We start from the raw sequence: 26187 nt of genomic DNA, 5'->3' as shown, positions 1-26187 counted from the left end.
TTGGGGCGGCATGACGCCGCGCCGTGCGGCACTTCGGGAAGGGATTTTCCATGACAGATCAGCACAGCGCGGACCCGCAAGGACCGATCATCGCCGAGGGCGTGGACGAAGAACCCGTCGGGGGAAATCAACGCGTCTTTGCAGGGCGCAGCTATCTGGTCGTCGCGGCGCTGTCGGCAATCTATGCCTTCTTTCACGTCGCTGCGCTGAACGGGATGTCGATCCAGGAGTGGACGGGGCTGCGCATCCCGCTGCTGCCGACCTTCCCCATGGAGACTTGGAATTTCCGTATCGTGCACATTGCGGGCGCGCTGATCCTTGGCTTTACCCTCTATTCCGCGCGCGCCTTCGTGGACGAGGGCACAGGCCGGGCGCGCCATCCGCTGGATTTTCTGGCATGGGCCGCGATGATCCCCGCGCTTTACGCCATCTGGACGGCATGGGGCATTGCCAGCCAGATCGCCGGGGGTGTGCAATGGAACGGCATGAACCCCGAGTTCAGATCCCTCGAAATCTATCATTTTGGCCTGCCTCTGATTGCTGCCACAGCCATCGGGATCGTCGTTGGCTGGCTGCGCGGGCGCGAGCGTGGGCAGGTTGCGATTGCCGATATTCTGCTGTCGATCTGCGGTATCGGCGTGGCGCTCTACCTCATCACGATCTACGGCACACTCATGCGTAATTCGACCGGCACACCTTTCGCGCCCATCGGCATATCGCTGGCGGCCGTCGCGGGAACCGCGCTCATCATGGAGCTGACGCGCCGCGTCGCCGGCCTTGCGCTGATCGTGATTTCGGGGATTTTCCTGATCTATGTCTTTACCGGTGACATGCTGCCGGGGTTCCTGAATGCGCCGAATATCCAGTGGACCCGCTTCTTCAGCCAAGTCTATACCGACGCGGGCATCCTCGGGCCGACAACGGCGGTGTCGTCGACCTACATCATCCTTTTCATCATCTTCGCGGCCTTTTTGCAGGCATCGAAGGTTGGCGACTATTTCGTAAATTTCGCCTTCGCCGCCGCCGGACGATCCCGCGGCGGGCCGGCCAAGGTGGCGATCTTTGCCTCTGGCCTCATGGGCATGATCAACGGCACCTCGGCGGGCAATGTTGTCGCCACAGGTTCGCTCACCATCCCGCTGATGAAAAAGGTCGGCTATCCCAGCCGCACCGCCGGCGCGGTCGAGGCCGCCGCCTCGACCGGCGGGCAGATCATGCCGCCGATCATGGGCGCGGGCGCCTTCATCATGGCCGAGATCACCGGCATTCCCTATACGGACATCGCCATCGCGGCGATCATTCCTGCGGTACTCTATTTCGTGTCGATCTACTTTATGGTCGATTTCGAGGCGGCCAAGCTGGGCATGCGCGGCATGAGTTCGGACGAGCTGCCCAAGATGCGCGACATGATCCGCCGGGTGTTCCTGTTCATCCCGATCATCATCCTGATTTATGCGCTGTTCATGGGCTATTCGGTCATCCGCGCGGGCACGCTTGCCACCGCCGCCGCCGCGGTGGTGTCGTGGCTGACCCCCTACCGCATGGGCCTGCGCAGCATCATCAAGGCGTTCGAGCTGGCGGGTATAATGTCGATCCAGATCATCGCCGTCTGCGCCTGTGCGGGCATCATCGTGGGCGTCATCAGCCTGACGGGCGTCGGGGCGCGGTTCTCATCCGTGCTTCTTGGCCTTGCCGAGGCCAGCCAGTTCCTCGCGCTGTTCTTCGCGATGTGCATCGCGATCCTTCTGGGCATGGGGATGCCGACAACGGCGGCCTATGCGGTGGCGGCATCGGTGGTAGCGCCGGGCCTTGTCCAGTTGGGGATCCCGCCACTGACAGCACATTTCTTTGTGTTCTACTTCGCGGTGGTGTCGGCCATCACGCCGCCCGTGGCGCTGGCCAGTTACGCGGCGGCCGGCATATCGGGCGCGAACCCTATGGAAACCTCGGTCGCGTCGTTCAAGATCGGCATTTCCGCCTTCATCGTGCCGTTCATGTTCTTCTACAACGGCGCAATTCTGATGGACGGCACGTGGTTCGAGGTGATCCGCGCAGGCCTGACCGCAATCATCGGCGTCTATCTTCTGTCGGCGGGCGTGCAGGGCTGGTTTGCCGGAGGTCATGTTGCGTGGTTCATGCGGCTGGGTCTGGTATTCGGCGCGCTTTGCATGATCGCGGGCGGGTTGGTGACCGACATGATCGGCGTTGCAACAGCGCTCGCGCTCTTTGCGATACAGTGGAAATTCCGCCCGTCCCCCGATGCCCAGATCCGGGTTCGCGGCAGCGATTAATGGCGGCGACTCTCGATAACGCCCAAGGTGTTTGATCCCTCGGTGTGATGCAGCGATACTTCCACGGGGCTGGAAGGAAGAATTATGGGACAAGCCCGCCGCGATTGAAACGATGCCGCACTGTGGCTAACCGATCCAATAGCCAACGAAGCCGCGCACGTGTCGCACAGGTCTGTAGCGTCACCTACCACTTAAAGCCCAATCGAGGCCCCCAGTATGCTGACAATCTTTTTGGCGATTGCACCGGTCTTTGCGCTGATCCTGATGGGCTATGGATTGCGGCGCGGTGGCATCCCTTCTACCGAGTTTTGGAATCTCAATGACCGGCTGGTCTATTGGGTTCTGATGCCGGCGTTGTTTTTCGCCAAAATCTCTGCGGCTGACCTGAGCGGAGGATTGGGCGATTACGCGCTTCTCCTATATGCAGGGTTCTTTGCTGCAATCTTTTGCGGCTGGTTGTTCGGACGCAGGGTTCCAGCGCCACAGGCCAGCTCGCTTTTGCAAGGCAGTGCGCGTTTCAACACCTTTATCGGCCTCGCGATCGCAGAGGCCGTTTTCGGAACAAAGGGGTTGCAGATCGCGGTGCTTGGCTCCGCCCTTTTGGTGCCGGTGGTGAATATTACAGTCGTCACCCTGATGACGCGGCAGTTGGGCGGCGGCGGAAAGTCAATCTTGCGTGGGCTGATAAGAAACCCGCTGATCCTTAGCATTTTTGCGGGTGTGCTATTTAACCTTGCCGGGCTGAACGAGGTGCCGGTTCTGCACGAAATCGCCCGCATTCTCGGCAGTGCTGCATTGCCGATCATGTTGCTTTGTGTCGGGGCCAATCTCAAGCTTCGTGGGCTCAGCGGGTCCGTTCAGATCATCGGGCTTTCAATGCTTGGCAAGTTCCTGATCAATCCGATTGCGGTTATCTTGGCCGCGTGGTTCCTCGGCCCCGATCCGTTGACCTTGCAGATCGCCCTGATTTTCGCGGCGCTGCCGACAGGCGTGGCCAGCTACACGCTCGCCCGTGAGATGCGGGGCGACGCCCCCCTGATGGCGGCAATCATCACAACGCAAACTCTGTTGAGTTTCGTTACGTTGCCTTTGACGCTGCTCATCGGACAGGCGGTGTTGTCACTCAATTGACTCCAACGCGGACTGTTGCATTGTAAGCAGTGCGCCGACCGCCGAACCTTGCCATGAGCAAGCGATGAGCGATGCGGCCTGCTACATCTATAGTTGCCTCTGCGATTGCAAGGTTTTCGTCAATCAGATGGTCGGCCTCAAGGGGACCGTCCCCCATGGTCGGACTTATCGGCCCGGAGACGGCAAACCTGTGCGGTTTGGCGGGCCTGTGTCGAACAACTACAAGCAAATTCTATGGGGTTGGCAGTTCGGTCTGTCTAGATGGGTAGCACACCGCCACGACCTCCAGTCCTGTCAAACTGACGACAGCGCGGACCGTCACTTGGCTTTGGCACGCGCCATCTCCACTGACCGGAGAGAAAGTTCCAGCATCAGGGCGTTCAACAGGTGCCCTTCGTAAGCGCAATTGTTGTCCTGACGGTAAACGGCGTAGCAGTCAACGAGCCGATCCCGGTCAACGAGTCCCGCCTCGGCCAGTCGCGAGGTCGCAAGAACTTTGACAATTGCAGGCGCTGAGGTTCCTTTCAGACCTTTGCGGAGGATATCGTAGAATGTCTCCTTTCGGTGGCGCCGGGTTACGCATGTCGAGAGACCACGTTCAGTCAGATAGCGCCGCTGCAATGTCCTGCCGCGGCGCCATTCCACAGGTAGGCTGCGGCAGAACTGAACCAGCTCGGGCGTGAAATACGGATTTAGCGGCCAGATCCCGCTTCGCAGATATCCGACCGCGCCCGTTTGGGCGCATTCCAGGCAAGAGCGTTCGACGACCGCGGGCGGCGCAATGTCCAGCGTCCTGACACCGTCCACCAGCGCCTCGCGCCCCATCGGTGTGAGAAATGGTGGAGGCGGATTGCGCAGAGCGGACTCGTTTAGATTCTCATCAGATATCTCGGCTGCGGAGAGGGTCGAAATTTCATCGCCCCCGAAGCCCGTAAACATGCGGTCGAAGCCGCGCGCGCGCGCCCCGGCCATCAGCAGCGACATAGGCTCGCGATAGTATTCCTCCCATGGGACCGCATCACCCGCGCTCAGCCGGTCGCCCGAAAACGGGGGGTGGTCGATGCCCTTGAATTGAAAATCATCCGCACCGGCGCGGGTCAGTATCTCGTCACGGCGGCGGATCTGGGCGACGCCTGAGGGGCCCGGTACGAGGATGCCACACCCCGTAACCCTGACCCCCGGGATACGCGATAGCGCCGTCGCGATGACAGCCGAGTCCAGACCGCCTGAAACCTGCACGCATGCCGTAGATGTCGTATCCAGAAATCGGCGCAGGCTGGAAACAAGAACACTTTCGAACGCGTTTGTGACATCGGCATCCGGTCGCAAGCGCCGCGGCAATACGCGTTTGGCAGAAGCCGGATACTTGATATCAAGACGTCCGGTTTCCGGATCGAATGTCGCGTGGCTCCGCTCTGTCAGCAGAAAAAGGCCACGGAACAGGGTGTGCCGGGAATAGGGATGGCCGAAACCTGCCAGCGCCAGTGCGGCACGCACCGGGTCGATCTCACCAGAAATATGACCATAGAGCCGTGCCGGGTCCCAGTCTGCGTACAACGTCGTGGCGTGCGGTGCGAGATAGACAGGCGCGCTGCCCCAACCTCCGGCGCGAATGCTTACCTTTCCCGAATTATCAATCAATATCAGTTGGTTATTGAGCGGCCACTCCGTGCTGTGTGCAACGAACTGGTCGTATTCCACAGCAGTGGCATGGGCGATATTGCCGCCCTTGCAGGACACGGCACCGACCGCGAGATCGGCCCCAGAATTGGACACTTCCCAGACGCGAAAAGCGATCCGCCCATCGCACTGCATGGCGTGCCATGATAGAGCCCGGTGATCGAACGGCTCCACAAAATCAGCGCCGCGCATCCAGCGGCTGCCCGCCCAGGTCCAATCAGATCCCGAATTCCCGACAGTCAACCGAACACGGATCATCGCGTTCTGGTTTCACTCTGGACGAGTTCGGATTGAGGCACCTATGCTTGCCTGAATTACTCCTGAGGCTCGCGGTTCTGCGCGTCCCCATGGCCCGACGGTTTAAGCTGCGGGGCCTCTTGGGTCACATATACTGGAGCGGTCTCGAAAATTGATTCGCCGGTGGGAAGTTCAGATTGCGTGGACATGATTTCTTCCTTTCTATCTAAATGTGATATCAGCCTGTAGAAGAGTGAGTACCTACATCACTCGTGTCAAGGTTATTTATTGTTTCACAGGCTCACCTTGACTTGCGCAATCTGCGCGCGAAACACGACAAACCGACTACTCTGATCGTATTGGTGCGCGTGAAGATGACGCATAGGCGCAAGCCCGAAGATCGAGATCAGCGCGATGCCGACGGCAGCGGCCATAAGCCAAGGCAGCCCACGGGTGATGTGCGGATACGTTCGATATCGAGAAGAAATGCCGTTAATAATCTGAAAAAATATGAAAAATATCATGCCACAGGAGGGCGCATAGCATGATGAATGCCACTGATATGGGGGTGAGCGGCCCCTGCCACGGAAACTGTGACCGGGGCCTTATCTATCGGCATCTATCGGCATCTATCAGCGCGCGGCATCCCAGAGGCCACCGACACCGTGGCCGCTGGTCTGACCCGGGGCGGAATCGCCACCCCAGAAGTAAAGCGGCAACCCTGCGGGCGTCGCCCATTGGAGGGTTCCGTCCGGCCGCCGGATTACCGTCGAGCCGTCATCGGCAGTGCCACCCCTGCCCACCAGGAACGGGGGCCAGGACGCGGCACAAGCCGCCGTGCAATTGGACACGCCACGCCGATCCTTGCGGAAGGTATAAAGCGTCATTCCCCCGGCCTCCGCCGCCAGAACATTCCCGATCGGAGTTTTGACCTCGACCGTCGGTGTGGCCATCGCCGTACCTGCTGCCGTGACCAGAAGGGCAGCTGAAATCATCGTTTTCATCGTCTTCTCCTTTTTTCGGTTAGAGCGCTTAGTTCGCGTAGAAGTGAGCGTCGCCCTGCGGTATCTCGAAGGTCGCGTTGACCCCGAAATGCGAGGTGAAGCCGATCAATGTCTGCTGCATCACATCGTCAAATCTGGCATAGTCACCCGTTGCACCGGTGATCGGACGGGTGTTGGTGACGCCGACATCGGCCAGTTCGGTGCCTTGGGTGATCATAACATCACCAGTGTCGAATTGCATGATCTGACGGCTGACCAGCCAAACGCCAGATTTTGCATCACCGCCTTCGCCGACGAACCAGCCGTCACAGGTCCAGCTGCCCAGCACCTTGTCGGGAAAAGCAGGGCTACCGTCCTCAAGAACGCCGTCGATGTTTCCGGCCAGAGTGCCCGCGGGATAGATGTAACCTTGTGTTACGAAAGGATTGCCGTGTGCGGGCATGCCGCTTTCATGGACCGGCTTGTCGGCAAAGACAAAACGCGTGTGGTCTTCGGCCACGTCAAAGCGCGTCAGCGCCTCGCCTGCATAGGCGTCGCAGGCCGCGACCGAGGTGAGGGCAGTTGCAAGGAGGAGTTGTTTTATCATCGTGTTTCCAATCTTTATGTTCAATGTGGGGTAGGCATCTGACGGGCTGCGGACAGCAGCCCGTCAGAACATCCAAACGGTTTATCCGTGTTAGGCGGATGGCCAGCACGGGTCGGCGCCAGTTTTGCGTGATCTTGTCGAGCATGGTGGTCTCCTTTCCTAATTGAATGTTGTAAGTGTCGCTCAGCGCGCTGACGGGTCAGGCCGCATGCACCGCCTCGCAGATCTGCGCCACATGCCGATGGTCCGTGCCACAGCAGCCGCCAAAGACGTTCAGCTTTGGCAACAGTTGCGCCAGCACAGCGTATTGCTGGCCCAGTTCCTGCGGATTGCCGTCATCCAGAACCTCGCATTGGTCGAGTTCCGCATGGCTCATCCGCGAGGCATTGGCCCGCACGCCGCAGATGCGGTTGGCCCACGCGCCGCCTTGCTCAAGCATGCCGCGGAAGTGATCCGGGTGGGCACAGTTGATCATGTAATAGGCAGGTTTGACCTCGCAGTTCGCGTCAACTTCGCCTATCGCATCGCCCAGCGTTTCACCCGTGGGCAACCGGCCATCCGTTTCCAGCGTGAAGCTGATCACGCACGGCACGCCCGCTTTTCCTGCCGCCCGCGCGATGCCGATCGCCTCGAACGTGTTGGTCATGGTCAGCGCCGACACCATATCGGCCCCACTGTCTGCAAGGACGTCGATCTGGAAACCGTGGTAGGCCTCGGCATCGTCGGCGCTCATGATCGTGGACGGGTCATAACCATCGCCGCGCGGTCCGATCACGCCATTGATCAGCACATTCATGTCTGCGCCGAACTCGCGGCGCAGCTCGTCTGCAAAGGTGACGGCCTCCCGATTGATCGCCGCCAGATCATGCCGATCATGGCCCAGCAGCCCGGCCCAGTCGGGGTTCGCCCTCCAAGTGTTGGTATCCAGAACGAACCCCGCGTCATTCTGCCGGGCCGTTTCCATGAACTGCGCGAAATAATCCTTCATCGCGGCGCGGCCCTCGACCGTCCGCAGCATCGGAAAGAAAGCGAAATAGGGCATGTCGAAGCCCTTGTGAAACAGCATCGAAGTCTCGAACCCCGCATCCGTCAGAAACATCTGATCGCTCTGGTGGGGCAGGTCTGATCGCTTTGCATGTGTCATCTTCTGTCTCCTGTCTGAGTGACTGGAGACATTTGTGGCGCCCGCCCGTGTGCGGCAGCGTTGTGCGGACCGTGGTAATTTGGTAGAATTACCGATGTATTTCCGAGAAAAATGTACTTTTCATGGGTTATTCGCTCCACATCGCCCTTTTGGGTGAATTGTCCGTCGTGGCCAGTGGCACGACAGTTGCCCTGCCTGCATCACGCAAGGCGCGCGCAGTGCTGGGCTACCTTGCCGCGACGGCGCGTCCCGCCCGCCGCGAACGCCTGTGCGAGATGTTCTGGGATTTGCCCGACGATCCGCGCGGATCGCTGCGCTGGGCGCTGAGCAAGCTGCGCCACGCCGTCGATCAGGACGCCACCCCCCGCATCATCGCGGATCGAGAGCGGGTAGCGTTTGAACCGACCGATGCCCTCGTCGATCTGCGTGCAATACGCGAGCGTCTAATAGACGATCCGCCCTTTATCCCCCCGCCCGAATTGCGCGATATGGCCGATCAGTTGCAGCGGCCCCTTCTGGAAGGGCTGGAACAGGCCGGCACGGAAAGTTTCCAACTGTGGCTGGCCGCCGAGCGTGAGGACACGCGCTTGCTGCAACTCAACGTCCTGCGACGTCTGGCACTTCATCCCGAACTGACGCAGGCCGAGACCGTGATATGGGCGCGGCGTTGGACAGAAGAAACCCCGCTCGAGGAAGAAGCCGCGCGCGGACTGGTCAATGCGCTCGCCCAATCGGGGCGGCAGGAAGAAGCGCGCCATTGGGAAGCGGATTTTCATGCAGCCGCGAAAAAGGCCGGGCTGCCTGTCACCGGCCCACTGTTGGACGAGACATCAGAACCACCGAAAACCGACCCCGCGGTCGAACGCCCTGAGGAAAGCCCGCCCCGCCGCATGCTGCGCAAGCAGAGTATCGGTTTTTGCCGGGCGTCGGACGGCGTGCGCCTTGCCTATGCCACGGTCGGAGAGGGGCCGCCCCTGGTCAAGGCGGCCAATTGGCTGAACCATCTGGAGCTGGACTGGAACAGCCCGATCTGGGCACCGACCTTTTCAGCCTGGGCCAATCACCGGACGTTGATCCGCTACGATGAACGTGGCAACGGCCTGTCGGATTGGGACGTGGATGATATCAGCCTCGAGGCGTTCGTGCGCGATCTTGAGACCGTGGTCGATGCACTGGGGCTGGACCGGTTCCCGCTGCTGGGCATGTCCCAGGGATGCGCGGTGTCGGTGGAATACGCGGCGCGCCACCCCGAACGGGTATCTTGCCTGGTGCTGATCGCCGGATATGCCACCGGGTGGCGCATCGGCGCCAGTGAAGATGAACAGACGCGCCGCGAGGCCGTCCTCACGCTTACCCGTCATGGCTGGGGGACGTCGAACCCCGCCTACAGGCACATATTCTCGCAAACCTTCATGCCGGATTCAAAGCCGGAAGACCTGGCATGGTTCGATGAGTTCCAGCGCCAGACGACCTCTCCGGAAAACGCCGTGCGGTTTCAGGAGGCGTTCGGTCATATCGACGTGCGAGAAAGCCTGGCCAAGGTGAACGCGCCGACAATCGTCTTTCACGCGCGCGATGATCGCCGGATATCGCTGGAGCAGGGGCGCGAGCTTGCGATCGGCATCCCGGACGCCGAATTCGTGCAACTCGACAGCAAGAACCACATTCTCTTGGGTCATGAACCCGCGTGGGTGGAATGCGTCCAGCAAACCGGAGATTTCCTGCGAGAGCATGCGATCTGAGCCGACCTAGAGTGAACTGATACCGGTTTGCCGCCGCCCTGGCGAAAGCGACACTTGCAGCGCGGTTCCTGCAGGAAAAAAGGTAAGCGGTGCATTGCCCCCATCCTTCCGCACTGAGGTTTGTTCTGCGATTGAGGCTCTTCATTGATTTGAGGGAGTTTCTTGAAGGGAGCTACAAGCGGGTTTCGCACATGTGTACGACGGCGATCAGACGGCAAGCGGGAATGGCCATTGGATCTGAAGGCCGGGATTGTGGCGGAGACGTTGATCGAGGGTGAAACGGCCAAGGGGGGTGGCAGGGCGCTATGTTCTGGTACGGAGCACGGTGTCGGATTGGCGTCGCATGACGCTGCAGGGCAAGCTGGTGTTGCCCAATCTGGATGGCATGGGATTTGTGCCGGTTGAGATGGAGGAAGCGGCTGTGCTTGCGGATCGGCCGACACCTGCAGGCAAGTGGCATCTTGCCGAGGTGGTGGTGCCGATCAATGGCGTGAAATACTAGCGTTTGGCCGACGGTCGACGCAGACGGACCTGTGCTCGACATTCTCGTTCAGCCACTGCGAAATGCGAAAGCCGCGCGACGTTTCCTGAAGCGGCTTGTCGCACAATTTGGCCACCCGCGCGTTGTGATCACAGACAAGCTCCGCAACTATTTCAAGCCAGTCCACGATTTTGCGCCGGGCGCAGATCAACGCGCGCCTAAAGGCCCCGACAATCTGATCGAAGGGTCACACCGGCCGACGCGGCGACGGCAAAAGATCATGGAAAGGTCTAAATCGCCGAGGCAGGCGCAAAGGTTCCTTGCTGCCCACGACCGGATCAGCATCATCTTCTGCCCCGCCGTTATCGACTTTCCACCATCTCCTACTGTCATGCCAGAGCCGATGCCTTCGGCCGGCTTTGCCAAGACGTTCGCGCATGTGCTGGAAGCCGAGGAGCCGAAGCGGTTCACTACCTCAATGTCGAAAGCGCGCCGAAACGGGCGAATTTTCGTCGATTGGCTGCGCAACGAACGCGGCGCGACCGCTATATCGCCGTGGTCCGCGCGCGGGATCCTGTCACAGTGCCGGTCGAGAGGGAAGGGCTGAAAAAGCTCAAAAGTGCCGCAAAGCTCACCTTGGGTAATAGCTACGCCCGACTGGCTGTTCCTTGACCGCATCTTGCGCTGACAGCGCGCTTCCAAACTCCTGATGCTGACACCGCCACCCGTTCTCAGGATCGGATCGACAGCTCGGCATGACCCTTCTCACGCGTTACCGCACTCAGCATGAGAGTCTCACCTCTCTTCAAGTCAGAAACACCGCCCTTGGCATATTGAACATTTTCAGCATTTTATGATGGTGCCCGGGGGCGGAATCGAACCACCGACACGAGGATTTTCAATCCACTGCTCTACCCCTGAGCTACCCGGGCACCGGGAACGCATTAGCGTTCGGGTGAGGGCCTTCTAGGCGAGGCCTACGGCGCTGTCCAGAGGCTTAGCGAATATTTTCAATGTGGTTTTGCACGTTCTACTTCGGCGGCTTCGATCGCTTCCTCGATATCATCGGGATCGGTCGAAGGGATAGCGTAGCCGCCGCCCAGCCAGCGGGCCAAATCAACGTCGGCGCAGCGTTTGGAGCAAAACGGGCGAAGTGCCGGGTCCGTGGCCTTGGCGCAGATCGGACAGCTCATTTTGGCATCTCCAGCGGTGCGCGGTCACGCTTGCGTTGCAGCTCGAAATGGCCCAGCGGCGTCCAACCGACCAGCGCGGTTTCGGTCGTGTCGGCGCGGAATGCGGCGCGCAGCGCGTCTTCGAACTGGCGGCGGTCCTTTTTCGCCATCGGGGCGAGATCCAGCACGATTTGACCGCCCAAGCCCCGCAGCCGCAGCTGGCGGGGCAGCTCGCGCGCGGCGGCGATATTGGCCTTGTGACCCGCGGCAGGGCTGGTATCGGCGCCGGTGTTCACGTCGACCGCGATCAGCGCGCGGGTCGGCTCGACATACATCGAGGCACCGCCGGACAGCGGCACATGGGCGGTCTCAAGCAATGCGATCTGATCCAGCACGCCCTCGGCTTCGAAACCATCGGGATCGGTCACGACATCCGCTGGCGCCGTCCATTCCCGCCAGGCCAACTGGTGCGGGCTGTCGCCCTCGGTCAGGGTCTCGGCGTCCCCGTCGGAATCCTCCAACACCGCGGCCGCCAGATCGGCCATGGCGCGGATATCCTCGGCGATGGCGGTGTCATCCGCCTCTTCGCAGGAAGACCGCAGGATCAGGCCCAGGACGCTTTGATCAACCTCGTCCATCTCGGTATGGGCGATCTGCATCAGGGCATCGCGCCGCGCATCATCGCGGATGGCGCGGCTGATATTCAGCCCCGGCGCGCCCGGCGTCACGATGGCGTAGCGCGATTTGAACAGCAGTTTTTGCGTCACCGGCAGGGCCTTGCCCGGCTCGGCCTGGCCGGTCACCTGCACCAACAACACCTGCCCCGGCGACAGGCCACGCACCTGCCGCAGGAAGGCCGGGCCATCAGGCGTGCGCAGGAACATCCCCCCCTGCCCCTTGATGGGACGATCGGCGATGGCGCGGTAGATCGCGCCGGCGCGCGGACCGCCACCGTCGATCAGCACATCCTCCAGACGGCCAGCGACCAAACGCGCGGCAGCCTCCTGCCCGTTCAGTTGATCCAGAACGATTGTTTCACGGCTCATGCCTGCGCCCTCCAGCCTGCGGCGTTCAATAGCGTTGCCGTTTCGGCCAGCGGCAAGCCGACAACAGCGGTAAACGATCCCGATATCCATGGGATCAGCGCGCCTGCCGGTCCCTGAATACCATACCCGCCGGCCTTGCCCCGCCAGTCACCAGTGGCGAGGTAGGCCGTGATTTCAGCGTCGGACAGACGTTTCATTTTCACCTTGGTCAAAACATCGCGCTGCCAAAACGTGTCGCCCCGGCGCAGCGCCACGGCGGTGATCACGCTGTGACGGCGCCCCGACATAGCGCGCAGGAATGCCACCGCCTCGGCCTCGTCCTCGGGCTTGCCAAGGATGCGGCGCCCCAGCGCGACGGTCGTATCTGCCGCCAGAACGATGTCGCCTGCATCCGCCTGCACCGCCCACGCCTTTTCCCGCGCCATGCGAATGCAGTAGGGGCGCGGCAGCTCGGTCTTTTGCGGGGTCTCGTCAATGTCCGGCGGGCGGATATCGCCCGGCACGACGCCGATCTGCGCCAACAGCTCGCGCCGACGCGGACTGCCGGATCCTAGGATAAGTTTGGGGGGATGGTCAGGGGAAAGCATCATGAAGGCACCCAGTTGTCATACGGGGTGCGCTGCGTTCCGCCTGTGGCAAAACACTTTCCCGCACGCGGCGAAGCGTCGCTTCGCCGTTATTTAAACCGATAGTTGATCCGACCCTTGGTCAGATCGTAGGGGGTCATTTCGACCTGCACCTTGTCGCCGGCCAAAACACGAATGCGGTTCTTGCGCATTTTACCTGCCGTATGCGCAATGATCTCATGGCCGTTTTCCAGCTCGACCCTGAATGTCGCATTCGGCAGGAGTTCCTTGACGACACCGGGAAATTCGAGCGTATCTTCCTTGGCCATGGGGTCTCCTGTAAAAACAATTTCCGCGCCGTCGCGGAACAGCGCCTTAAATGGCGCCTTTCCCCGCTTTTTTCAAGGGCTAAAGCGCGCGATGCCGCGACGCAGCAATATCTAGCGCAGTGATGTGACGGCTGGCGCGGCGTCGCGGCCTGTCTGATCGCCCCAATGGCTGCGGTTCAGCACACCGCCATCGGCCCGAACATGGGCAACCTTGGCCAGATCGACCTCGCCAATGGTCCAGCCGGGCTGATCCAGAACGCCCTCGGCAATCACCCCGGTTGGGGGAAATCCTACGTCCGGGGGGCCAAAAATGCCGCCCATACCAACGTTTTCATCCACGGCGGGCGACCACGGTGCAGGCCCCACGATAGAGGACATGACGCTGACGCACTGCGCCTCCAGCGCGCGGGCCATGGCGCCGATTCGTACCCGGCTGTACCCGGCCAGCGCCTCGGTGCAGGACGGGACCAGCAGCAGATCGGCATCGCTGACCGCCCGCGCCAGCAGTGGAAATTCGCTGTCGTAACAGATCAGGATCGCGATCTTGCCCAGTGACGTGTCGAAGATCTGCAATTTGCCGCCCGGTGCGACATCCCATGGCGTGCGCTCGAACCGGGTCATGATCTGCTTGTCCTGCGCACCGCGCCCGCCGCCCGGCGCGAACAGGCGCGCGCGGTTGACGGGGCGCGGACCATACGCCTCGTCAAACACCGGTGCAGAGGCGGCCAGGATATGCACACCATATTTAGCCGCCAAATCCGCGTGCAGATCATCGACATCACTTGTCAGATCCGAAACGACGTGCAGGCACCGCTCCAGATCGCCTGCGGCGTCTGGCCCGGCCAACATCGACAGCTCCAGCGCGGCGTATTCGGGAAACACCAACAACTCGGCCCCCTGCCCGGCGGCGTCTTGCACCCAGTCGGTCAGTTTGGCCTTGTAGGCCGCCCAATCGGGCAGCGGATCAAGCGGATATGCGGCGGTTGCTATTTTCATGCGCGCCACAGTATCAGCGCCACGCCGGCCGTCCAGCCCCCAGCTTTCATCGGTCCTGAAAAAACCTCGGTAGATAATAGGGGAGATATATCAATGGCAAAACTGAACGCATTCACCGTGGCCGGGATGAAAGCTCTGCCGGAGGGCGAGCATGGTGACGCCAGAGGTTCATGGCCTATATGAACCCCGAAGGCGCACGCCAATGTCGAGTTGTCAGCCGGTTGGGCATCAACGAAATCTTGGTCACCATCGTCAAGCTCGTCGATGATTGGACTCCATGCAACCCACCACAAGAGCCTGAACCGCCTGACGCCCGCAGACGTTAAACAGGCCAAGGCCACATGAACTTGCTTGAACGCGAGAAGGCGAGAAGGCGAGAAGGCGAAGAAGAGAACCATGAAGCCAAGGCGTTTGCAGCACGCCAGATACGCTGCCTGGGTGACACCAGATGGGCGATGACTCCGCAGAGTCAAAATATCATCTGTCTCAGACTATTTGAGAACGAACAATAGATACCCAGAACAGCCAAAGGTAATTGGGCTGACCGTCGGACGACGCGCTGAAAATAGTGTCACTTCGGGAACAGGAATGTCATCTGAAGCCGTCCACCCCAGTCATCCGGGCCACCGGCCGGTGAGTCCGCCCAATATCTGACACCGGCAGTCAACTGAACAGGTTGCTTGCCGAACTTGACCATCTGGCCCACCGTGGCGTTGATCGGCACAGACCATTCCTTTGAGTTCCACTCGTAGGTGGATTCCGTGTTCAGCGTGTAGGACGTACCTGAGGCCGTGCTGTAGCTAATAAACGGCTGCAGATACGTCGCCGAGAACTTGTTTCCCAATTCGCCATTGGATACCGACCCGATATGGCTGGCCAATCCGCCAATTGTCAGACCGCCTGTCTGCTTGAGCACGACGCCGGTAATTCCGACACCCCAATCTGCCGGTGCGATGCGATCCGTTGCCGTTGGCAGTTGGAACATTGGGCCGACGCCCCAGATCACCCCGCCTTTGGTCGGGGCCTTGGGCGAGAAGAAAAGGCTCTGAGTCGTATTCCCGAATCCGCTCTGGTGGCCAAGACCGGGAACGACCCCGTCCTGAAAGACGACCGGGATTATGGTTCTGGAAATAACGTTCCAGTCGTTGTTGATCGAGATTGGGATGACCGGTTGCACGGTCATGGTCGTCTGGTCACCGTTGCCGCTTGCAAAGCCCGAATTGTAGTCCAGCTTGATCGGTACGCTGATCAGGTTGGCCAGCGGGTTCGACAATTGCTTTGACAGATCCGAAGCTTTCGTGGATTGCGCTGCCGCTCCAGACGCCAGACCCGAAGCAATGGCGAGCGTCGCTGCCATCATCAAATGGTTCATCGATGTACCTTTAGCATGATTCAGTGTCATTCTCACGTGATCCTTGACCAATTAGTTAATCGAACTTTTAGGTTTGCGCGCCACTTTGAAGTCGGCGTACGGGGGCAGAAGTGACGGCAGCGGTCTGAGCATCCGATCCATAATTTCCGCCCCGACGTGTCTATCATCTTTTGTAGCTTAGGACGCGCCGTTCACGCTGCTCAGGGCCGAGGTGCAATCATAGGAATCTCAGAATCGATAGCTCACACCAACGACTGGCCCCGACAGCCCCAGATCCACGTCGCTTCCCAATATCGACTTATCGATTTCCATGTACCTGTAACCGAACCGTCCCGACCAGTTTTCGTTAAAGGCGTAGTTCAGGGTTCCCAGAACCTGCCATGTCTTGTCCGAGCCGCTTGCGCCAAAATCCACGAAACCGGTCGCCGACCATTTTTGCGACATCCGCCAATTTCCGCGCACCCCAACAACAGGCACCAACCAGCTTTCACTGGCCGAGGATGACCGCGCCGGCAGCGCCCCGGCCGTCAATGTGTGGGAAAGATCAATATCGAACGCCCTGAACCCGCCCGCAATGTCGACCGCGACCGTGGGGGTTTCCGTAACGCGGTAGGCCAGGTAGCCGCTAAGCGCTGCAACCTTGATGTCCATTTCCAGCGAATTGAAGGCCGCCCCGAACGGCGTGCTCTCGGTATCCGAAAGCTCGGTATAAAGCAGGTCTGCAATCACCCCCCAAGGTCCGGAGCGCGCTTCGAAGGTGCCCATGAATGCCATATCGAGATTTGAAAGGACGTCACCGGTTGACTGGCCCAGGTCAGCATCGCCGAATGACGTCTCAAGAGTTCCCGATATGCCGGGCAACCAGCCATATAATGTTGCTGAATACTCCGTATCTTCGGCCGCGGCCAAAGCCGGACAGAACGCTAGGCAAGCTAGTGCCGCAATCCGTATTCCCATTCAGGTCCCCTTGAAACGAATCAATCAACGATATCTATCCGTAACAGACCTGACACCACTTTCGCTCGGAAAAGTGGGCCGATGTATTGGATTTGTTTGTTTGAGCGCTTGGATCACCTGTGGCCTCCCCCGGGTCTTTCAGCGCGTCTTCCTTTGGCCATTAAAGGCGCATCAACAACCGAAACATCCGCCGCTTTGTGATGTCCAACATGTTTGCGTCGTCTTGAGCGTCCAGCCGTCCGTCATCAATCTGCGCCAGAACGTCTATGCGTTTCAACTCGCGCTCGCGCATCATCACCCATCCCATGTCCAAACTCCCTCAGCTCGATTGAACACGACAGTGACATTATCGCCTTGCGACTACAGGCGGGAAAAGGAATTTATCTTTTCCCCGTGGGAATTAGCGACCCCTAAACCCAAGGAAATTTATATGCCGCTTTCAGGTTGACGTTCGCTTTTACGGCTTCCACAGCTTCGCTCCAGCGTGTGCCCAGAACGGAAACGTGTATGTCGGCCAAACCCACCAGCAGACCAGTTGGTCGCTCGAGGCCTATATCCTTGGCAATATCGTAACCGGCCCGAAACAGGCGTACCAGCACTCCACCCGGCAGGCGATCACGCACCCTGCCGGTTATGACGTGAAGATCAGGACACCGCTCGATTTTCAGGGGGTTACCGTCCACGCGGAGTATGTGGGCATCATGAGGTCGGCAAATAACAAGCCGATCGGGGCATTGCTCGACCCCACGATTATCAATTCCGTCTGGGCCAGCAACAATGAAGTCGTGGAAAATATAACAAACCCGGCGAATTCACGACGTTCTGTTCCTATGAATGGACATCCACGCCGCAGAACCGGAACATGCATCGCAATGTGTTCTTTCAGGACTGTGCAAAAGTGCCCGAAGCGCCCCGAGGATTTGTGGAACTGGATGGGCGAACTGCGAAAAACCGGCAACGAAGCGCTGGCGATATCGCACAACTCCAATCTTTCCAACGGCATCATGTTCCCGATTGAGATCGACAGCAAAGGCAAACCAATCAACGCGGCCTCGGCGCAGCAACGGATGCTCAACAAACCGCCGACCGAGCTCAAACAGGTCGAGGGTGCTTCTGATACGCATCCGGATCCGTCGCCGAACGATGAATTCGCCAATTTCGAAATCATGAACTACCTGATTGGCATCGATAACAGTTTTTCGAAGATATATGGCAGTTACATCCGCGAAGCGTTCCAGAACGGATTGGCGCTGCAGGGCTTTGATGCTGTAATCAGTATAAGCCCGGCGTCGTGGGTGCAGGCGGCTCGCACACCACAGCCACGGCATATGCCCAATCGAATTTCTTTGGCGATCACGGGATGACCGACGCAACCCCTGCGATTCGACTGGCGGAGGCGGTCAGTTCCGGCATGTAGACGCTGAAAACGGGCATCTCGGGTCTGGCCGGTATCTTGGGCAGAAGAAAACACCCGTAACTCCCTCTTTTCGGCAATGCAGCGCCGGGAAGTCTGCGGAACCAACGGCGTATGTTCGGTGAGCGGGGCTACGACCCGAGCATCCTGTCGCAAGAGGACCAAGCGATAGTCGGCTATGCCGGAGGCGTCCCATGAGAGGCAGCTTCCTTCGACTGAAGGCAAGGCCCCTTTATTGCCGAGGGCCTGTTCACGCTCGCCCCTGACGGTTGGCACAGCCCAATTCAATCAGGATACGGGTGGCATCTGGTCTGGGTGGGGTCGATCAAAGCAGGTCGCGTTCCAGCCTTCGAGGAAGTCGGGGCTGATATCAAGTCGGCTTGGATCAATGACCAATATGAGGAAATCAAACGCGCTGCACTTGGTGAAATGCGATCACGTCACACGGTGGATTTGGTTGCTCTTGTGACCGCCGATCTAAGAGATCTGGCAGGTCCGGCCAGATCTGCACCTTGTCAGAGCCAATTACATAGTGAAGCATGGTCCCCGGTTTTGGCGCGCAGGCTTGGGGGTATCGCTCACTCTGACAATCGCGCTTCTTGTCAAACCCGCAGATGTTTCGACGCATGAAGTAAGGCCTGCATCTCTGCAGATTGACCAGATCGGTAAAGACCGTTTCAGTGTGCTGTGACGCATACCGGTCCTTTGGGGTGTTCGACTGCCCGTCCTCCTGCAATTTCCGGGCAGCGTGAAAATTGTCACCGGCCCCCCCGAACGCGAACTGTCCGACCCGATCATAAAACACAGCATTATCGAAGCCGCCGGGGGCCTGCCCGGCCAAAAGAGAACTTCCGTCGGCCTTCAGGCAACCATAACCGACGTCCTGATCCTCGCAAAGGAGACAGACGAACGGAGCATCCGCCGAGAGGCGACGCCTGCATCTGCTGCTGCGGCACGAAGGCTGGTCCGTGAATTGAAAGAAGCTGTATCGCATCTACAAGGAGGAGGGTCGGCAGTGCGCAAGCTGTCCCGCTCGGGACATTGCTGCGCAATGCCCTGCCGGGTAACGGGTAGCGTACCGTGGGCACCAGAGCACCTGCGGCAAATCCCTCAAAGACCCGAACCGGGGAAGGAGCAGGTCAGGTCTTCCTTAGAAACAACTCCATCCTCCGAAGTCAGGGAGCCTAACGGAAATGTCTCGCTAGCAATTGCATATCTATGCTACCGCCCCATGCGAGTAGGTTTCGCGCACCGTAGCGTGACTTGAAACGTGGTTTGCCCCCGGAGGGCTTTGGCTTCAGGCCGCCTCGCCGCCAGTGAATTGCAGTTTGGCCAGCCGCGCATATAGCCCGCCCTCGGCCACCAGAGAGTCATGCGTGCCGATCGCGACGATGCGGCCTGCCTCCATCACGATGATGCGGTCCGCCTTCTTCACGGTCGCAAGGCGGTGCGCGACAATGATCGTCGTGCGCCCCTCGGCCAGCTTGTCTACGGCCAGTTGCACCGCGCGCTCGCTCTCGGCGTCCAGCGCGCTGGTTGCCTCGTCCAGCAGCAGGACCGGCGCGTCGCGCAGGATGGCGCGGGCGATGGCGATACGCTGTTTTTGCCCGCCGGACAGCATGACGCCGCGCTCGCCCACCTGACTGGCATAGCCTTCGGGCAGCCCCATGATAAAGTCGTGCGCCGCTGCCGTCCGCGCCGCCGCCTCGACCTCGGCGTCGGTGGCGTCCAGTCGACCAAAACGGATGTTCTCGCGCGCCGAAGTTGCAAATATCACCGGATCCTGCGGGACCAGCGCCATGACGCGGCGGAAATTGTCGCGACGCATATCGGCCAGTGCCGTGCCATCCAGCAGGACGCGGCCCGCGACGGGATCGTAAAAGCGTTGTAGTAGCTGGATCACCGTCGTCTTGCCCGCACCCGAAGGGCCGACCAGTGCAATCGTCTCTCCCGCCCGGATATGCAGATCAAAGCCATGCAATGCGGGTACATCTGGCCGCGCGGGATAGACAAAATCGACATTGTCGAACCGGATATCACCGGTCACAGGGCTGGGCAGCGGCAGGGGACCGGCCGGATCCTCGACCGGATCACTGGCGCCCAGCAGCTCGACCAGACGCTCGGTCGCGCCGGCGGCACGCTGCAATTCGCCCCAGATTTCCGACAGGGCGCCAACCGCACCTGCGACCATGACCGAATAAATCACGAACTGCACCAACGCGCCCGCGCTCATGCCGCCACCGCGCACGTCACGCGCGCCGATCCACAGCACGCAGACAACACCGGTGAACACGAGGAAGATGACGATCACCGTCATAAACGCCCGCACCCGGATACGCTGGCGCGCGGCGTCATAGCTGCGTTCGGTCGACGCGCCGAAATCGGCGCGCGTCGCGGCCTCATGCGTGAACGCCTGCACAGCTTGAACGCTTAGCAATGCCTCGGATGCCTTGCCCGAACTTTGCGCGATCCAGTCCTGATTATCGCGGCTGAGGCGCCGCAGCTTGCGCCCCAAGGTCATGATCGGCACGATGATCAGCGGCACGATCAGCAACACCAGCCCCGTCAGCTTGGGCGAGGTGGCCAGCATCAGCACAAGCCCTCCGGCAAAGATAAGCGCATTGCGCAGCGCGATGGAAATGGACGAACTGATGACGCTCAGGATCAGGGTCGTGTCGGTGGTGATGCGGCTCAGCACCTCGCCGGTCATGATCCGCTCGAAAAACGCGGGCGACATGCCGATGACACGGTCAAACACGGCGCGGCGGATGTCGGCGACGACCCGTTCACCCAGCTTGGTCACCAGCGCATAGCGCAGGCCGGTACCGACCGCCAATAGCGCCGTGATCACCAGCGCGGCCATGAAATAGCGGTCCAGGATCGCGCCGTTCTCGGCGTCGAAATTGTCAATGACGCGGCGCACGGCCAGCGGCAGGGCCAGCGACACCGCAGCCGTCAGGAACAGCGCGGCGGCGGCGGCGGCCATCAAACCCTTGTACGGCTTCAGGAACGGCACCAGCGCGGCCAGCGCGCCAATGCGTTTGGACGGATCGCGATCCCGCATTTCTGCGGTTGCGGCAGCGTTGCGGGCCATGGGCGCTCCTGTGGTGAGGGTCAGCTTGCCCGTGTTCTTGACCCTGCGGGGCCGGAGGGTCAAGCGCCCTTTCAGCCAGCGCGACGATGCGGCGCGCCCGTGGCGGCCAAAGTGCCGCCACGGGCGCTAAGTTCACTTCGCCGGTGCGACGTCCTGCGCGCGCTCGGCCTCGATCCGACGCCATTTGGCGACATTGGCGTTGTGCTGGTCCAGCGTCTCGGCAAAGGCATGTCCGCCCGATCCATCCGCGACGAAAAAGACGAAATCGGTCTGCGCCGGATCGACCGCCGCCTCGATGCTGGCCTTGCCCGGATTGGCGATGGGCGTGGGCGGAAGCCCTTCGATCACATAGGTATTCCACGCCGTCGCCTTGCGCAGTTCGCTGGCGCGCAGGCCGCGCCCCAGTACGCCCTTGCCCTCGGTCACGCCGTAAATCACCGTCGGGTCGGTTTGCAGGCGCATCCCCGCGTTCAGCCGGTTGACGAAGACCGACGCAACCTGGCGCCGCTCGGCCGCCACGCCGGTTTCCTTTTCGATGATCGACGCGAGGACCAGCATTTCCTGCGCATCTTTCAGCGGCAGACCATCGGCGCGGCTGGCCCAGGCGGCGGCGACCAGCACCTCTTGCGCGTTCCGCATACGCTCGATCACGCTGGCGCGTGTGTCGCCCTTGCGCACCTCGTAGCTGTCCGGCGCCAGCGTGCCCTCTGCGGGCAGTTCGGCGACTTCGCCCTCCAGAACGTCGACGGATTTCAGCGCTTCGACGATCTGCCAGCTGGTCGTGCCCTCGGCGATGGCCACACGAAAGCGGGTGTCAGCCTGCGTGCGCACTTCGGTGAAAATATCAGGCGTCGCCTCATCCGCCGGATTGAAGGCGGCCTTTTCCACATAGCGCCCGGCATCCAGATCCAGCTCGCGGATCTGCACGTCATTGTTGGTCACGCCAATGCGATAGACCACTTCGGTGCCGCAGGTGCTGGCGCCGCCGCGGGTGATCAGGTTGGTAATTTCGCCCATGGTGGCGCGTTCGGGGATCAGCCAGCTGCCGGCCTTGATATCGCCGGCCTTGCCCGCGTAATCCGCCCCCATTCGAAAGACGATGGGGCTGGTGATCGCGCCCTGATCGGCCAGGTGGTCCGACACGCCGCGCATCGACGCGCCGCGGTCGATCCGCAGGCAGATCGGCGCCGCTGCCGGGCCCTCAGCCTTGTAGGTGTTCTGCGCCCAGAGGATGACACCCCCCACTAAAAACACAATGACAACCAGAAAACTGATCGCACTGGAGGCGATATTGCGCCACATCACCGCACCGCGCCGAAACAGATGCTGGCATTCGTGCCGCCAAAGCCAAAGCTGTTGGACAGCGCCACCTTGACCGGACGTTCGACCTTTTTGTTCGGCGCCAGATCGATGGAGCTTTCCACCGTCGGGTTTTCGAGGTTGATGGTCGGCGGCACCACCTGATCGCGGATCGCCAGAATCGCAAAGATGCTTTCGATCGCGCCCGCGGCGCCCAGCAGATGGCCGGTCGCGGATTTGGTCGAACTCATCGTTGCGGTACTGGCCGCATCGCCAAGCAACCGTTCGACCGCCCGCAGTTCGATCTTGTCGGCCATGGTCGAGGTGCCATGCGCGTTGATGTAATCGACCTCGCCGGGCTGCACGCCTGCATGTTTCAGCGCCATTTTCATCGCGCGATAGCCGCCATTGCCGTCCTCGGACGGGGCGGTGATGTGGTGGGCGTCGCCAGACAGGCCGTAACCCAGCACCTCGGCATAGATCTTGGCGCCGCGCGCCTTTGCGTGCTCGTATTCCTCCAGCACGACAATGCCGGCGCCCTCGCCCATGACGAAACCGTCGCTGCCGCTGTCAAACGGACGGCTGGCCGCCTGCGGATCATCGGCGCGTTTGGTGCTGAGGGCCTTGCAGGCGTTGAAGCCGGCGATGCCGATCTCGCAAATCGCCGCCTCGGCGCCGCCGGCAACCATGACATCGGCATCGCCGAACATGATCAGCCGCGCGGCATCGCCGATGGCATGCGCGCCGGTGGAGCACGCCGTGACGACCGAATGATTCGGCCCCTTGAAGCCATAGCGGATGCCGACCTGACCACTGATCAGGTTGATCAACGCGCCGGGAATAAAGAACGGAGACACGCGGCGCACACCCTTATCGCGGATGGTCAGCGTCGTTTCCTCGATCGAGCGCAGGCCGCCGATGCCTGACCCGATCATCACGCCGGTGCGCTCGCGCGCCTCTTCGTCCTGAGGCGTCCAGCCGCTGTCCTCGACAGCCTGTTGGGCGGCGGCGACACCGTAAAGGATGAAATGATCAACCTTGCGGCGCTCTTTGGGCTCCATATATTGATCGGCATTGAAGGTGCCGTCAGTGCCATCCCCATAGGGCACTTCACATGCGTATTTGGTCTGCACATTGACTGGATCGAAGCGCGTGATCGGACCTGCGCCCGACTGGCCGTCCAGAAGGCGGCTCCAGCTTTCTTCGACGCCGGAAGCCAGCGGTGTGACCAATCCCAAGCCCGTTACTACGACACGGCGCATATAGCTGACCCTTTCCCCTTTGGTTTGACGCTGGTCTTACCCCGGCTTGGGGCCGGGGGGCAAGACCGCGCTGCGAGTCGCGCATCCGCGGGGGATTACTTGAACTTCGCGACAGGCTCGGCCGGGGCGGCGGCGATGGCCAGTGCCTCGGCCAGATCGACGTCGCGCGCCATCAGCGCGCGCCCGATCAGCGTTCCAGCGACGTTGGGCACGTATTTCAGCCGGGCGATATCGTCGATGGACGCGACCGTGCCGCGCGCGATGACCTGATGGCGCGTCGCGGCGGCGAGCGCGGTGATCGTCCCGAGGCTGGCATCGCCCTGCCCGATATCCGCGTCCACGTCCGTCACGATGATCCCGGCCAGCGGATCGGCCTCGAACGCGGCTATGAACTCCGCCGGGGTGAAACTGGAGCGCGAGCGCCAGCCATCCGTCATCACCGCGCCCTGATAGACGTCGACCGCCAGTACGATCTGATCGGGATGGAGCTTGGCCAGCGCGTGCAGGAATTCAGGATCGCGCGCTGCCATCGTGCCGATAACAATCCGTCCCGCGCCTCGGTCGATCCACCCCTCCACCTGGGCCTGGGTGCGAAAGCCGCCGCCCAACTGCACGGGGATGTGCGCGGCGCGAATGATCTTTTCCACCAGAGCATTGTTATCGCCGTCGCCGCGCAGTCCGTTGAGGTCCGTCAGGTGCATCCACTGCGCGCCGGCATCGGCAAAGCCGCAAGCCGCTTTGACAGGATCGACGTGCCACCGGACCGGCTCTTCCAGTCGACCCCGCGTGAGCGACACGCATTTACCGTCCAGAAGTTCGAGTGTGGGATAAATGATCATGGCAACTGCCCCCAGTTTTCGCGCCCCGGCAGGGTGCCACGGCGCGTCTACCTTCGCACGGATGGCGCGAGGCAGGGTATTCTTAAATCGGCAATTGCAGTGCCGTTCGCGCCCTGTCGGCGTCTTAGAACGTCCGCCGCGCCGACAGAAGGTATTTTCCGCGCATCGAATTCGAGTCGCCGGTGTCCCTGATGGCACGACCCCGGAACGACAAAAGGCCCTCGCCGCGCTGGCGAGGGCCTTTGATATCACTCATTGGCCGCGAACGGCCCGGGATAGCTCAGGAAGCTTCCTTGATGAATTTGACCGCATCGCCAAAGGTCTGGATGTTTTCGGCGGCGTCGTCGGGGATCTCGATGCCGAACTCTTCTTCGAAGGCCATGACCAGCTCGACCGTGTCCAGGCTGTCCGCGCCCAGATCGTCGATGAACGAGGCGTTTTCGACAACCTTGTCCTCTTCGACGCCCAGATGCTCAACAACGATCTTCTTCACGCGGTCTGCGATATCGCTCATGTCATAATCCTCATGTCTCGTTGGGCGCTTTGGCCCGATTGTGCCCCCGCCCGGCAGGCGGGTAGCGGCGTGATTGGTGCCCCGAAGGGCCGTGGTGTCAAGGCCCCGCAGCGCGGGGTAGCCGGGCGCCGGGGCTGTGGCGCGCCTCCGGCAAATCTGCGCCGCCTATAGCATATGGCGCTGGCGACGCAAATGCTTTCCCGGCGCCATGTTTGGGCGGCAATCGATGGCGGCGCAAGCAAAACTTGGCCTGACCCCGCGCAATTTCACCCAGCCGCTAGAGCATCGCCATACCGCCATTTACGTGCAAAGTGGTGCCCGTGACATACCCGGCCTCCTTGCTGGCCAGATACAACACGGCGGCGGCGATCTCATTGGCCTCGCCCATGCGGGCGGCGGGAATCTGGCCGTTTATCTTGGCCTTTTGGTCGTCCGTCAGCTTATCCGTCATCGGCGTGGCAATAAATCCGGGCGCGACGGCGTTGGCGGTGATGCCGCGGCTGGCGACCTCATAGGCGATGGATTTGGTCAGGCCGATCACGCCGGCCTTGGACGCGGCATAGTTCGCCTGCCCCGGATTGCCGGTGGCGCCCACGATCGAGCTGATATTGATGATCCGGCCCCAGCGCGCCTTCATCATCGGGCGCATGACACCACGGCACAGGCGCATCGTGCTGGTCAGATTGACGTCCAGAACGCTCTGCCATTCGTCATCCGACATCCGCATGAAAATCTGATCGCGGGTGATTCCGGCATTGTTGACCAGGATATCCAGGCTACCCATCGCCGCGATCGCCTGCTTCGGCAGGGCCTCGACGGCGTCCTTGTCGGACAGGTTGCAAGGCAGCACATGCGCGTGCACCCCCAGCTCGGCTGCCAGCGCCTCCAGCGGCTCGGTGCGAGTGCCGCTCAGGCCCACGGTCGCGCCCGCGCCATGCAGCGCGCGCGCGATAGCGCCGCCGATACCGCCCGATGCGCCGGTTATCAGCGCCGTCTTGCCCGTCAGATCAAACATCTCGAATTCCTTTTCC

At 61.0% G+C, this 26187-nt stretch carries 25 protein-coding genes, 1 tRNA gene and 4 pseudogenes; 10 read left to right on the top strand and 20 right to left on the bottom strand.

Going from position 1 to position 26187, the window contains the following annotated elements; all coding sequences use genetic code 11:
- The first annotated feature begins 50 nt into the window (after positions 1-50).
- Together FGD77_RS11400 and FGD77_RS11395 are read left to right on the top strand one after the other, a co-directional pair.
- Positions 51-2291 (top strand): TRAP transporter fused permease subunit, encoded by a 2241-nt coding sequence (locus tag FGD77_RS11400; protein WP_255009680.1) that lies wholly within the window; start codon positions 51-53, stop codon positions 2289-2291.
- A gap of 216 nt (positions 2292-2507) precedes the next feature.
- A complete protein-coding gene (locus FGD77_RS11395; protein ID WP_255009678.1) occupies positions 2508-3422 on the top strand; it encodes an AEC family transporter in 915 nt (304 codons plus the stop codon).
- Positions 3423-3740: 318 nt separating this feature from the next.
- On the opposite strand, the gene FGD77_RS11390 is transcribed toward FGD77_RS11395, so the two are convergent.
- On the bottom strand, positions 3741-5360 hold the full coding sequence (locus tag FGD77_RS11390) for a hypothetical protein (protein WP_255009676.1): 1620 nt from the start codon (positions 5358-5360) through the stop codon (positions 3741-3743).
- A 56-nt stretch (positions 5361-5416) separates the two neighbouring features.
- Positions 5417-5548 (bottom strand): hypothetical protein, encoded by a 132-nt coding sequence (locus FGD77_RS11385; protein ID WP_255009674.1) that lies wholly within the window; start codon positions 5546-5548, stop codon positions 5417-5419.
- Between the two features lie 102 nt (positions 5549-5650).
- Here FGD77_RS11385 and FGD77_RS11380 point away from each other — a divergent pair, with 102 nt between their 5' ends.
- Positions 5651-5887: a hypothetical protein gene (locus tag FGD77_RS11380; protein ID WP_255009672.1), complete on the top strand. Its 237-nt coding sequence runs from the start codon at positions 5651-5653 to the stop codon at positions 5885-5887.
- An 84-nt stretch (positions 5888-5971) separates the two neighbouring features.
- Here the strand turns inward: FGD77_RS11380 and FGD77_RS11375 are convergent, their stop codons facing one another.
- From FGD77_RS11375 to FGD77_RS11365, 3 genes are all read right to left on the bottom strand, one after another.
- On the bottom strand, positions 5972-6343 hold the full coding sequence (locus tag FGD77_RS11375) for a hypothetical protein (protein ID WP_255009670.1): 372 nt from the start codon (positions 6341-6343) through the stop codon (positions 5972-5974).
- Positions 6344-6371: 28 nt separating this feature from the next.
- Entirely contained in the window at positions 6372-6929 is a 558-nt protein-coding gene (locus tag FGD77_RS11370; protein WP_255009667.1) for a hypothetical protein, read from the bottom strand.
- Positions 6930-7128: 199 nt separating this feature from the next.
- Positions 7129-8073 (bottom strand): homocysteine S-methyltransferase family protein, encoded by a 945-nt coding sequence (locus FGD77_RS11365; RefSeq protein WP_255009665.1) that lies wholly within the window; start codon positions 8071-8073, stop codon positions 7129-7131.
- A gap of 122 nt (positions 8074-8195) precedes the next feature.
- Here FGD77_RS11365 and FGD77_RS11360 point away from each other — a divergent pair, with 122 nt between their 5' ends.
- The 3 genes and pseudogenes from FGD77_RS11360 (at position 8196) to FGD77_RS22465 (ending at position 10903) form a co-directional block, all read left to right on the top strand.
- Positions 8196-9815, top strand: a complete 1620-nt coding sequence (locus FGD77_RS11360; protein ID WP_255009663.1) for an alpha/beta fold hydrolase — start codon at positions 8196-8198, stop codon at positions 9813-9815.
- 430 nt (positions 9816-10245) lie between these two features.
- Positions 10246-10707 (top strand): annotated as a pseudogene (locus FGD77_RS11355) (transposase); the annotation flags it as partial.
- Positions 10688-10903 (top strand): hypothetical protein, encoded by a 216-nt coding sequence (locus tag FGD77_RS22465; RefSeq protein WP_369682764.1) that lies wholly within the window; start codon positions 10688-10690, stop codon positions 10901-10903. The pseudogene FGD77_RS11355 and the gene FGD77_RS22465, both read left to right, overlap by 20 nt.
- Positions 10904-11153: 250 nt before the next feature.
- Here the strand turns inward: FGD77_RS22465 and FGD77_RS11350 are convergent.
- From FGD77_RS11350 to FGD77_RS11310, 9 genes are all read right to left on the bottom strand, one after another.
- Positions 11154-11228: transfer RNA gene (locus tag FGD77_RS11350), tRNA-Phe, on the bottom strand.
- A gap of 78 nt (positions 11229-11306) precedes the next feature.
- Entirely contained in the window at positions 11307-11489 is a 183-nt protein-coding gene (locus FGD77_RS11345) for a DNA gyrase inhibitor YacG (protein ID WP_255009661.1), read from the bottom strand.
- Positions 11486-12514, bottom strand: a complete 1029-nt coding sequence (locus tag FGD77_RS11340) for a ribonuclease E/G (protein WP_255009658.1) — start codon at positions 12512-12514, stop codon at positions 11486-11488. The genes FGD77_RS11345 and FGD77_RS11340 overlap by 4 nt, the downstream gene beginning before the upstream one ends.
- Positions 12511-13104, bottom strand: coding sequence for a nucleoside triphosphate pyrophosphatase (locus FGD77_RS11335; protein WP_255009656.1), 594 nt, complete (start codon positions 13102-13104; stop codon positions 12511-12513). Before FGD77_RS11335 ends, FGD77_RS11340 begins: the two co-directional genes overlap by 4 nt.
- An 86-nt stretch (positions 13105-13190) precedes the next feature.
- Positions 13191-13409, bottom strand: coding sequence for a translation initiation factor IF-1 (gene infA, locus FGD77_RS11330; RefSeq protein ID WP_005978431.1), 219 nt, complete (start codon positions 13407-13409; stop codon positions 13191-13193).
- 111 nt (positions 13410-13520) lie between these two features.
- Positions 13521-14405, bottom strand: coding sequence for a carbon-nitrogen hydrolase family protein (locus tag FGD77_RS11325; RefSeq protein WP_255009652.1), 885 nt, complete (start codon positions 14403-14405; stop codon positions 13521-13523).
- A gap of 571 nt (positions 14406-14976) precedes the next feature.
- Complete coding sequence (locus tag FGD77_RS11320; protein ID WP_255009649.1) at positions 14977-15807, bottom strand: transporter; 831 nt, start codon at positions 15805-15807, stop codon at positions 14977-14979.
- 198 nt (positions 15808-16005) lie between these two features.
- Positions 16006-16734, bottom strand: coding sequence for an outer membrane protein (locus FGD77_RS11315; protein ID WP_255009647.1), 729 nt, complete (start codon positions 16732-16734; stop codon positions 16006-16008).
- A 160-nt stretch (positions 16735-16894) separates the two neighbouring features.
- Positions 16895-17041: a hypothetical protein gene (locus FGD77_RS11310; RefSeq protein ID WP_255009644.1), complete on the bottom strand. Its 147-nt coding sequence runs from the start codon at positions 17039-17041 to the stop codon at positions 16895-16897.
- Positions 17042-17237: 196 nt separating this feature from the next.
- On the opposite strand from FGD77_RS11310, the pseudogene FGD77_RS22460 reads away from it, so the two are divergent.
- The 4 genes and pseudogenes from FGD77_RS22460 to FGD77_RS22445 all read left to right on the top strand — a co-directional run.
- Positions 17238-17456, top strand: a pseudogene (locus tag FGD77_RS22460) (DUF3604 domain-containing protein); the annotation flags it as partial.
- A gap of 128 nt (positions 17457-17584) precedes the next feature.
- Positions 17585-18098: pseudogene (locus tag FGD77_RS22455) on the top strand (DUF3604 domain-containing protein); the annotation flags it as partial.
- A 96-nt stretch (positions 18099-18194) separates the two neighbouring features.
- Positions 18195-18320 (top strand): annotated as a pseudogene (locus FGD77_RS22450) (hypothetical protein); the annotation flags it as partial.
- Between the two features lie 62 nt (positions 18321-18382).
- Positions 18383-18778: a peptidylprolyl isomerase gene (locus tag FGD77_RS22445; RefSeq protein WP_369682763.1), complete on the top strand. Its 396-nt coding sequence runs from the start codon at positions 18383-18385 to the stop codon at positions 18776-18778.
- A 667-nt stretch (positions 18779-19445) separates the two neighbouring features.
- Here FGD77_RS22445 and FGD77_RS11300 read toward each other — a convergent pair.
- From FGD77_RS11300 to fabG, 6 genes are all read right to left on the bottom strand, one after another.
- Complete coding sequence (locus FGD77_RS11300; protein WP_255009640.1) at positions 19446-21242, bottom strand: ABC transporter transmembrane domain-containing protein; 1797 nt, start codon at positions 21240-21242, stop codon at positions 19446-19448.
- Positions 21243-21374: 132 nt separating this feature from the next.
- Positions 21375-22544: an endolytic transglycosylase MltG gene (gene mltG / locus FGD77_RS11295; RefSeq protein ID WP_255009637.1), complete on the bottom strand. Its 1170-nt coding sequence runs from the start codon at positions 22542-22544 to the stop codon at positions 21375-21377.
- Positions 22544-23803, bottom strand: a complete 1260-nt coding sequence (fabF, locus tag FGD77_RS11290; RefSeq protein ID WP_255009634.1) for a beta-ketoacyl-ACP synthase II — start codon at positions 23801-23803, stop codon at positions 22544-22546. Before fabF ends, mltG begins: the two co-directional genes overlap by 1 nt.
- A gap of 95 nt (positions 23804-23898) precedes the next feature.
- The gene (locus FGD77_RS11285; RefSeq protein ID WP_255009632.1) at positions 23899-24642 is read right to left on the bottom strand and encodes a HisA/HisF-related TIM barrel protein; all 744 of its coding nucleotides are present in this window, start codon (positions 24640-24642) and stop codon (positions 23899-23901) included.
- Between the two features lie 280 nt (positions 24643-24922).
- On the bottom strand, positions 24923-25156 hold the full coding sequence (locus FGD77_RS11280) for an acyl carrier protein (protein WP_076531917.1): 234 nt from the start codon (positions 25154-25156) through the stop codon (positions 24923-24925).
- Between the two features lie 277 nt (positions 25157-25433).
- Complete coding sequence (gene fabG, locus FGD77_RS11275; protein ID WP_255009631.1) at positions 25434-26171, bottom strand: 3-oxoacyl-[acyl-carrier-protein] reductase; 738 nt, start codon at positions 26169-26171, stop codon at positions 25434-25436.
- Between the last annotated feature and the right edge of the window lie 16 nt (positions 26172-26187).

Origin of the sequence: Roseovarius sp. M141, from assembly GCF_024355225.1 — a bacterium.
Lineage (GTDB): Bacteria > Pseudomonadota > Alphaproteobacteria > Rhodobacterales > Rhodobacteraceae > Roseovarius.
The sequence above is the reverse complement of the archived record's forward strand: the minus strand, read 5'-3'. Positions and strand labels throughout refer to the sequence as shown.

Bases quoted from the DNA above. Each gene is read 5' to 3' on its own strand.
- FGD77_RS11315 (WP_255009647.1), bottom strand. From the start codon at position 16,734: ATGGGAATACGGATTGCGGCACTAGCTTGCCTAGCGTTCTGTCCGGCT.
- FGD77_RS11340 (WP_255009658.1), bottom strand. From the start codon at position 12,514: ATGAGCCGTGAAACAATCGTTCTGGATCAACTGAACGGGCAGGAGGCT.
- FGD77_RS11375 (WP_255009670.1), bottom strand. From the start codon at position 6,343: ATGAAAACGATGATTTCAGCTGCCCTTCTGGTCACGGCAGCAGGTACG.
- FGD77_RS11320 (WP_255009649.1), bottom strand. From the start codon at position 15,807: ATGACACTGAATCATGCTAAAGGTACATCGATGAACCATTTGATGATG.
- FGD77_RS11280 (WP_076531917.1), bottom strand. From the start codon at position 25,156: ATGAGCGATATCGCAGACCGCGTGAAGAAGATCGTTGTTGAGCATCTG.
- fabG (WP_255009631.1), bottom strand. From the start codon at position 26,171: ATGTTTGATCTGACGGGCAAGACGGCGCTGATAACCGGCGCATCGGGC.
- FGD77_RS11325 (WP_255009652.1), bottom strand. From the start codon at position 14,405: ATGAAAATAGCAACCGCCGCATATCCGCTTGATCCGCTGCCCGATTGG.
- mltG (WP_255009637.1), bottom strand. From the start codon at position 22,544: ATGTGGCGCAATATCGCCTCCAGTGCGATCAGTTTTCTGGTTGTCATT.
- FGD77_RS11300 (WP_255009640.1), bottom strand. From the start codon at position 21,242: ATGGCCCGCAACGCTGCCGCAACCGCAGAAATGCGGGATCGCGATCCG.
- FGD77_RS11385 (WP_255009674.1), bottom strand. From the start codon at position 5,548: ATGTCCACGCAATCTGAACTTCCCACCGGCGAATCAATTTTCGAGACC.
- FGD77_RS11395 (WP_255009678.1), top strand. From the start codon at position 2,508: ATGCTGACAATCTTTTTGGCGATTGCACCGGTCTTTGCGCTGATCCTG.
- FGD77_RS22465 (WP_369682764.1), top strand. From the start codon at position 10,688: ATGCCAGAGCCGATGCCTTCGGCCGGCTTTGCCAAGACGTTCGCGCAT.
- FGD77_RS11390 (WP_255009676.1), bottom strand. From the start codon at position 5,360: ATGATCCGTGTTCGGTTGACTGTCGGGAATTCGGGATCTGATTGGACC.
- FGD77_RS11370 (WP_255009667.1), bottom strand. From the start codon at position 6,929: ATGATAAAACAACTCCTCCTTGCAACTGCCCTCACCTCGGTCGCGGCC.
- FGD77_RS11335 (WP_255009656.1), bottom strand. From the start codon at position 13,104: ATGATGCTTTCCCCTGACCATCCCCCCAAACTTATCCTAGGATCCGGC.
- FGD77_RS11285 (WP_255009632.1), bottom strand. From the start codon at position 24,642: ATGATCATTTATCCCACACTCGAACTTCTGGACGGTAAATGCGTGTCG.
- FGD77_RS11360 (WP_255009663.1), top strand. From the start codon at position 8,196: ATGGGTTATTCGCTCCACATCGCCCTTTTGGGTGAATTGTCCGTCGTG.
- FGD77_RS11365 (WP_255009665.1), bottom strand. From the start codon at position 8,073: ATGACACATGCAAAGCGATCAGACCTGCCCCACCAGAGCGATCAGATG.
- infA (WP_005978431.1), bottom strand. From the start codon at position 13,409: ATGGCCAAGGAAGATACGCTCGAATTTCCCGGTGTCGTCAAGGAACTC.
- FGD77_RS11310 (WP_255009644.1), bottom strand. From the start codon at position 17,041: ATGGGATGGGTGATGATGCGCGAGCGCGAGTTGAAACGCATAGACGTT.
- FGD77_RS11400 (WP_255009680.1), top strand. From the start codon at position 51: ATGACAGATCAGCACAGCGCGGACCCGCAAGGACCGATCATCGCCGAG.
- FGD77_RS11345 (WP_255009661.1), bottom strand. From the start codon at position 11,489: ATGAGCTGTCCGATCTGCGCCAAGGCCACGGACCCGGCACTTCGCCCG.
- fabF (WP_255009634.1), bottom strand. From the start codon at position 23,803: ATGCGCCGTGTCGTAGTAACGGGCTTGGGATTGGTCACACCGCTGGCT.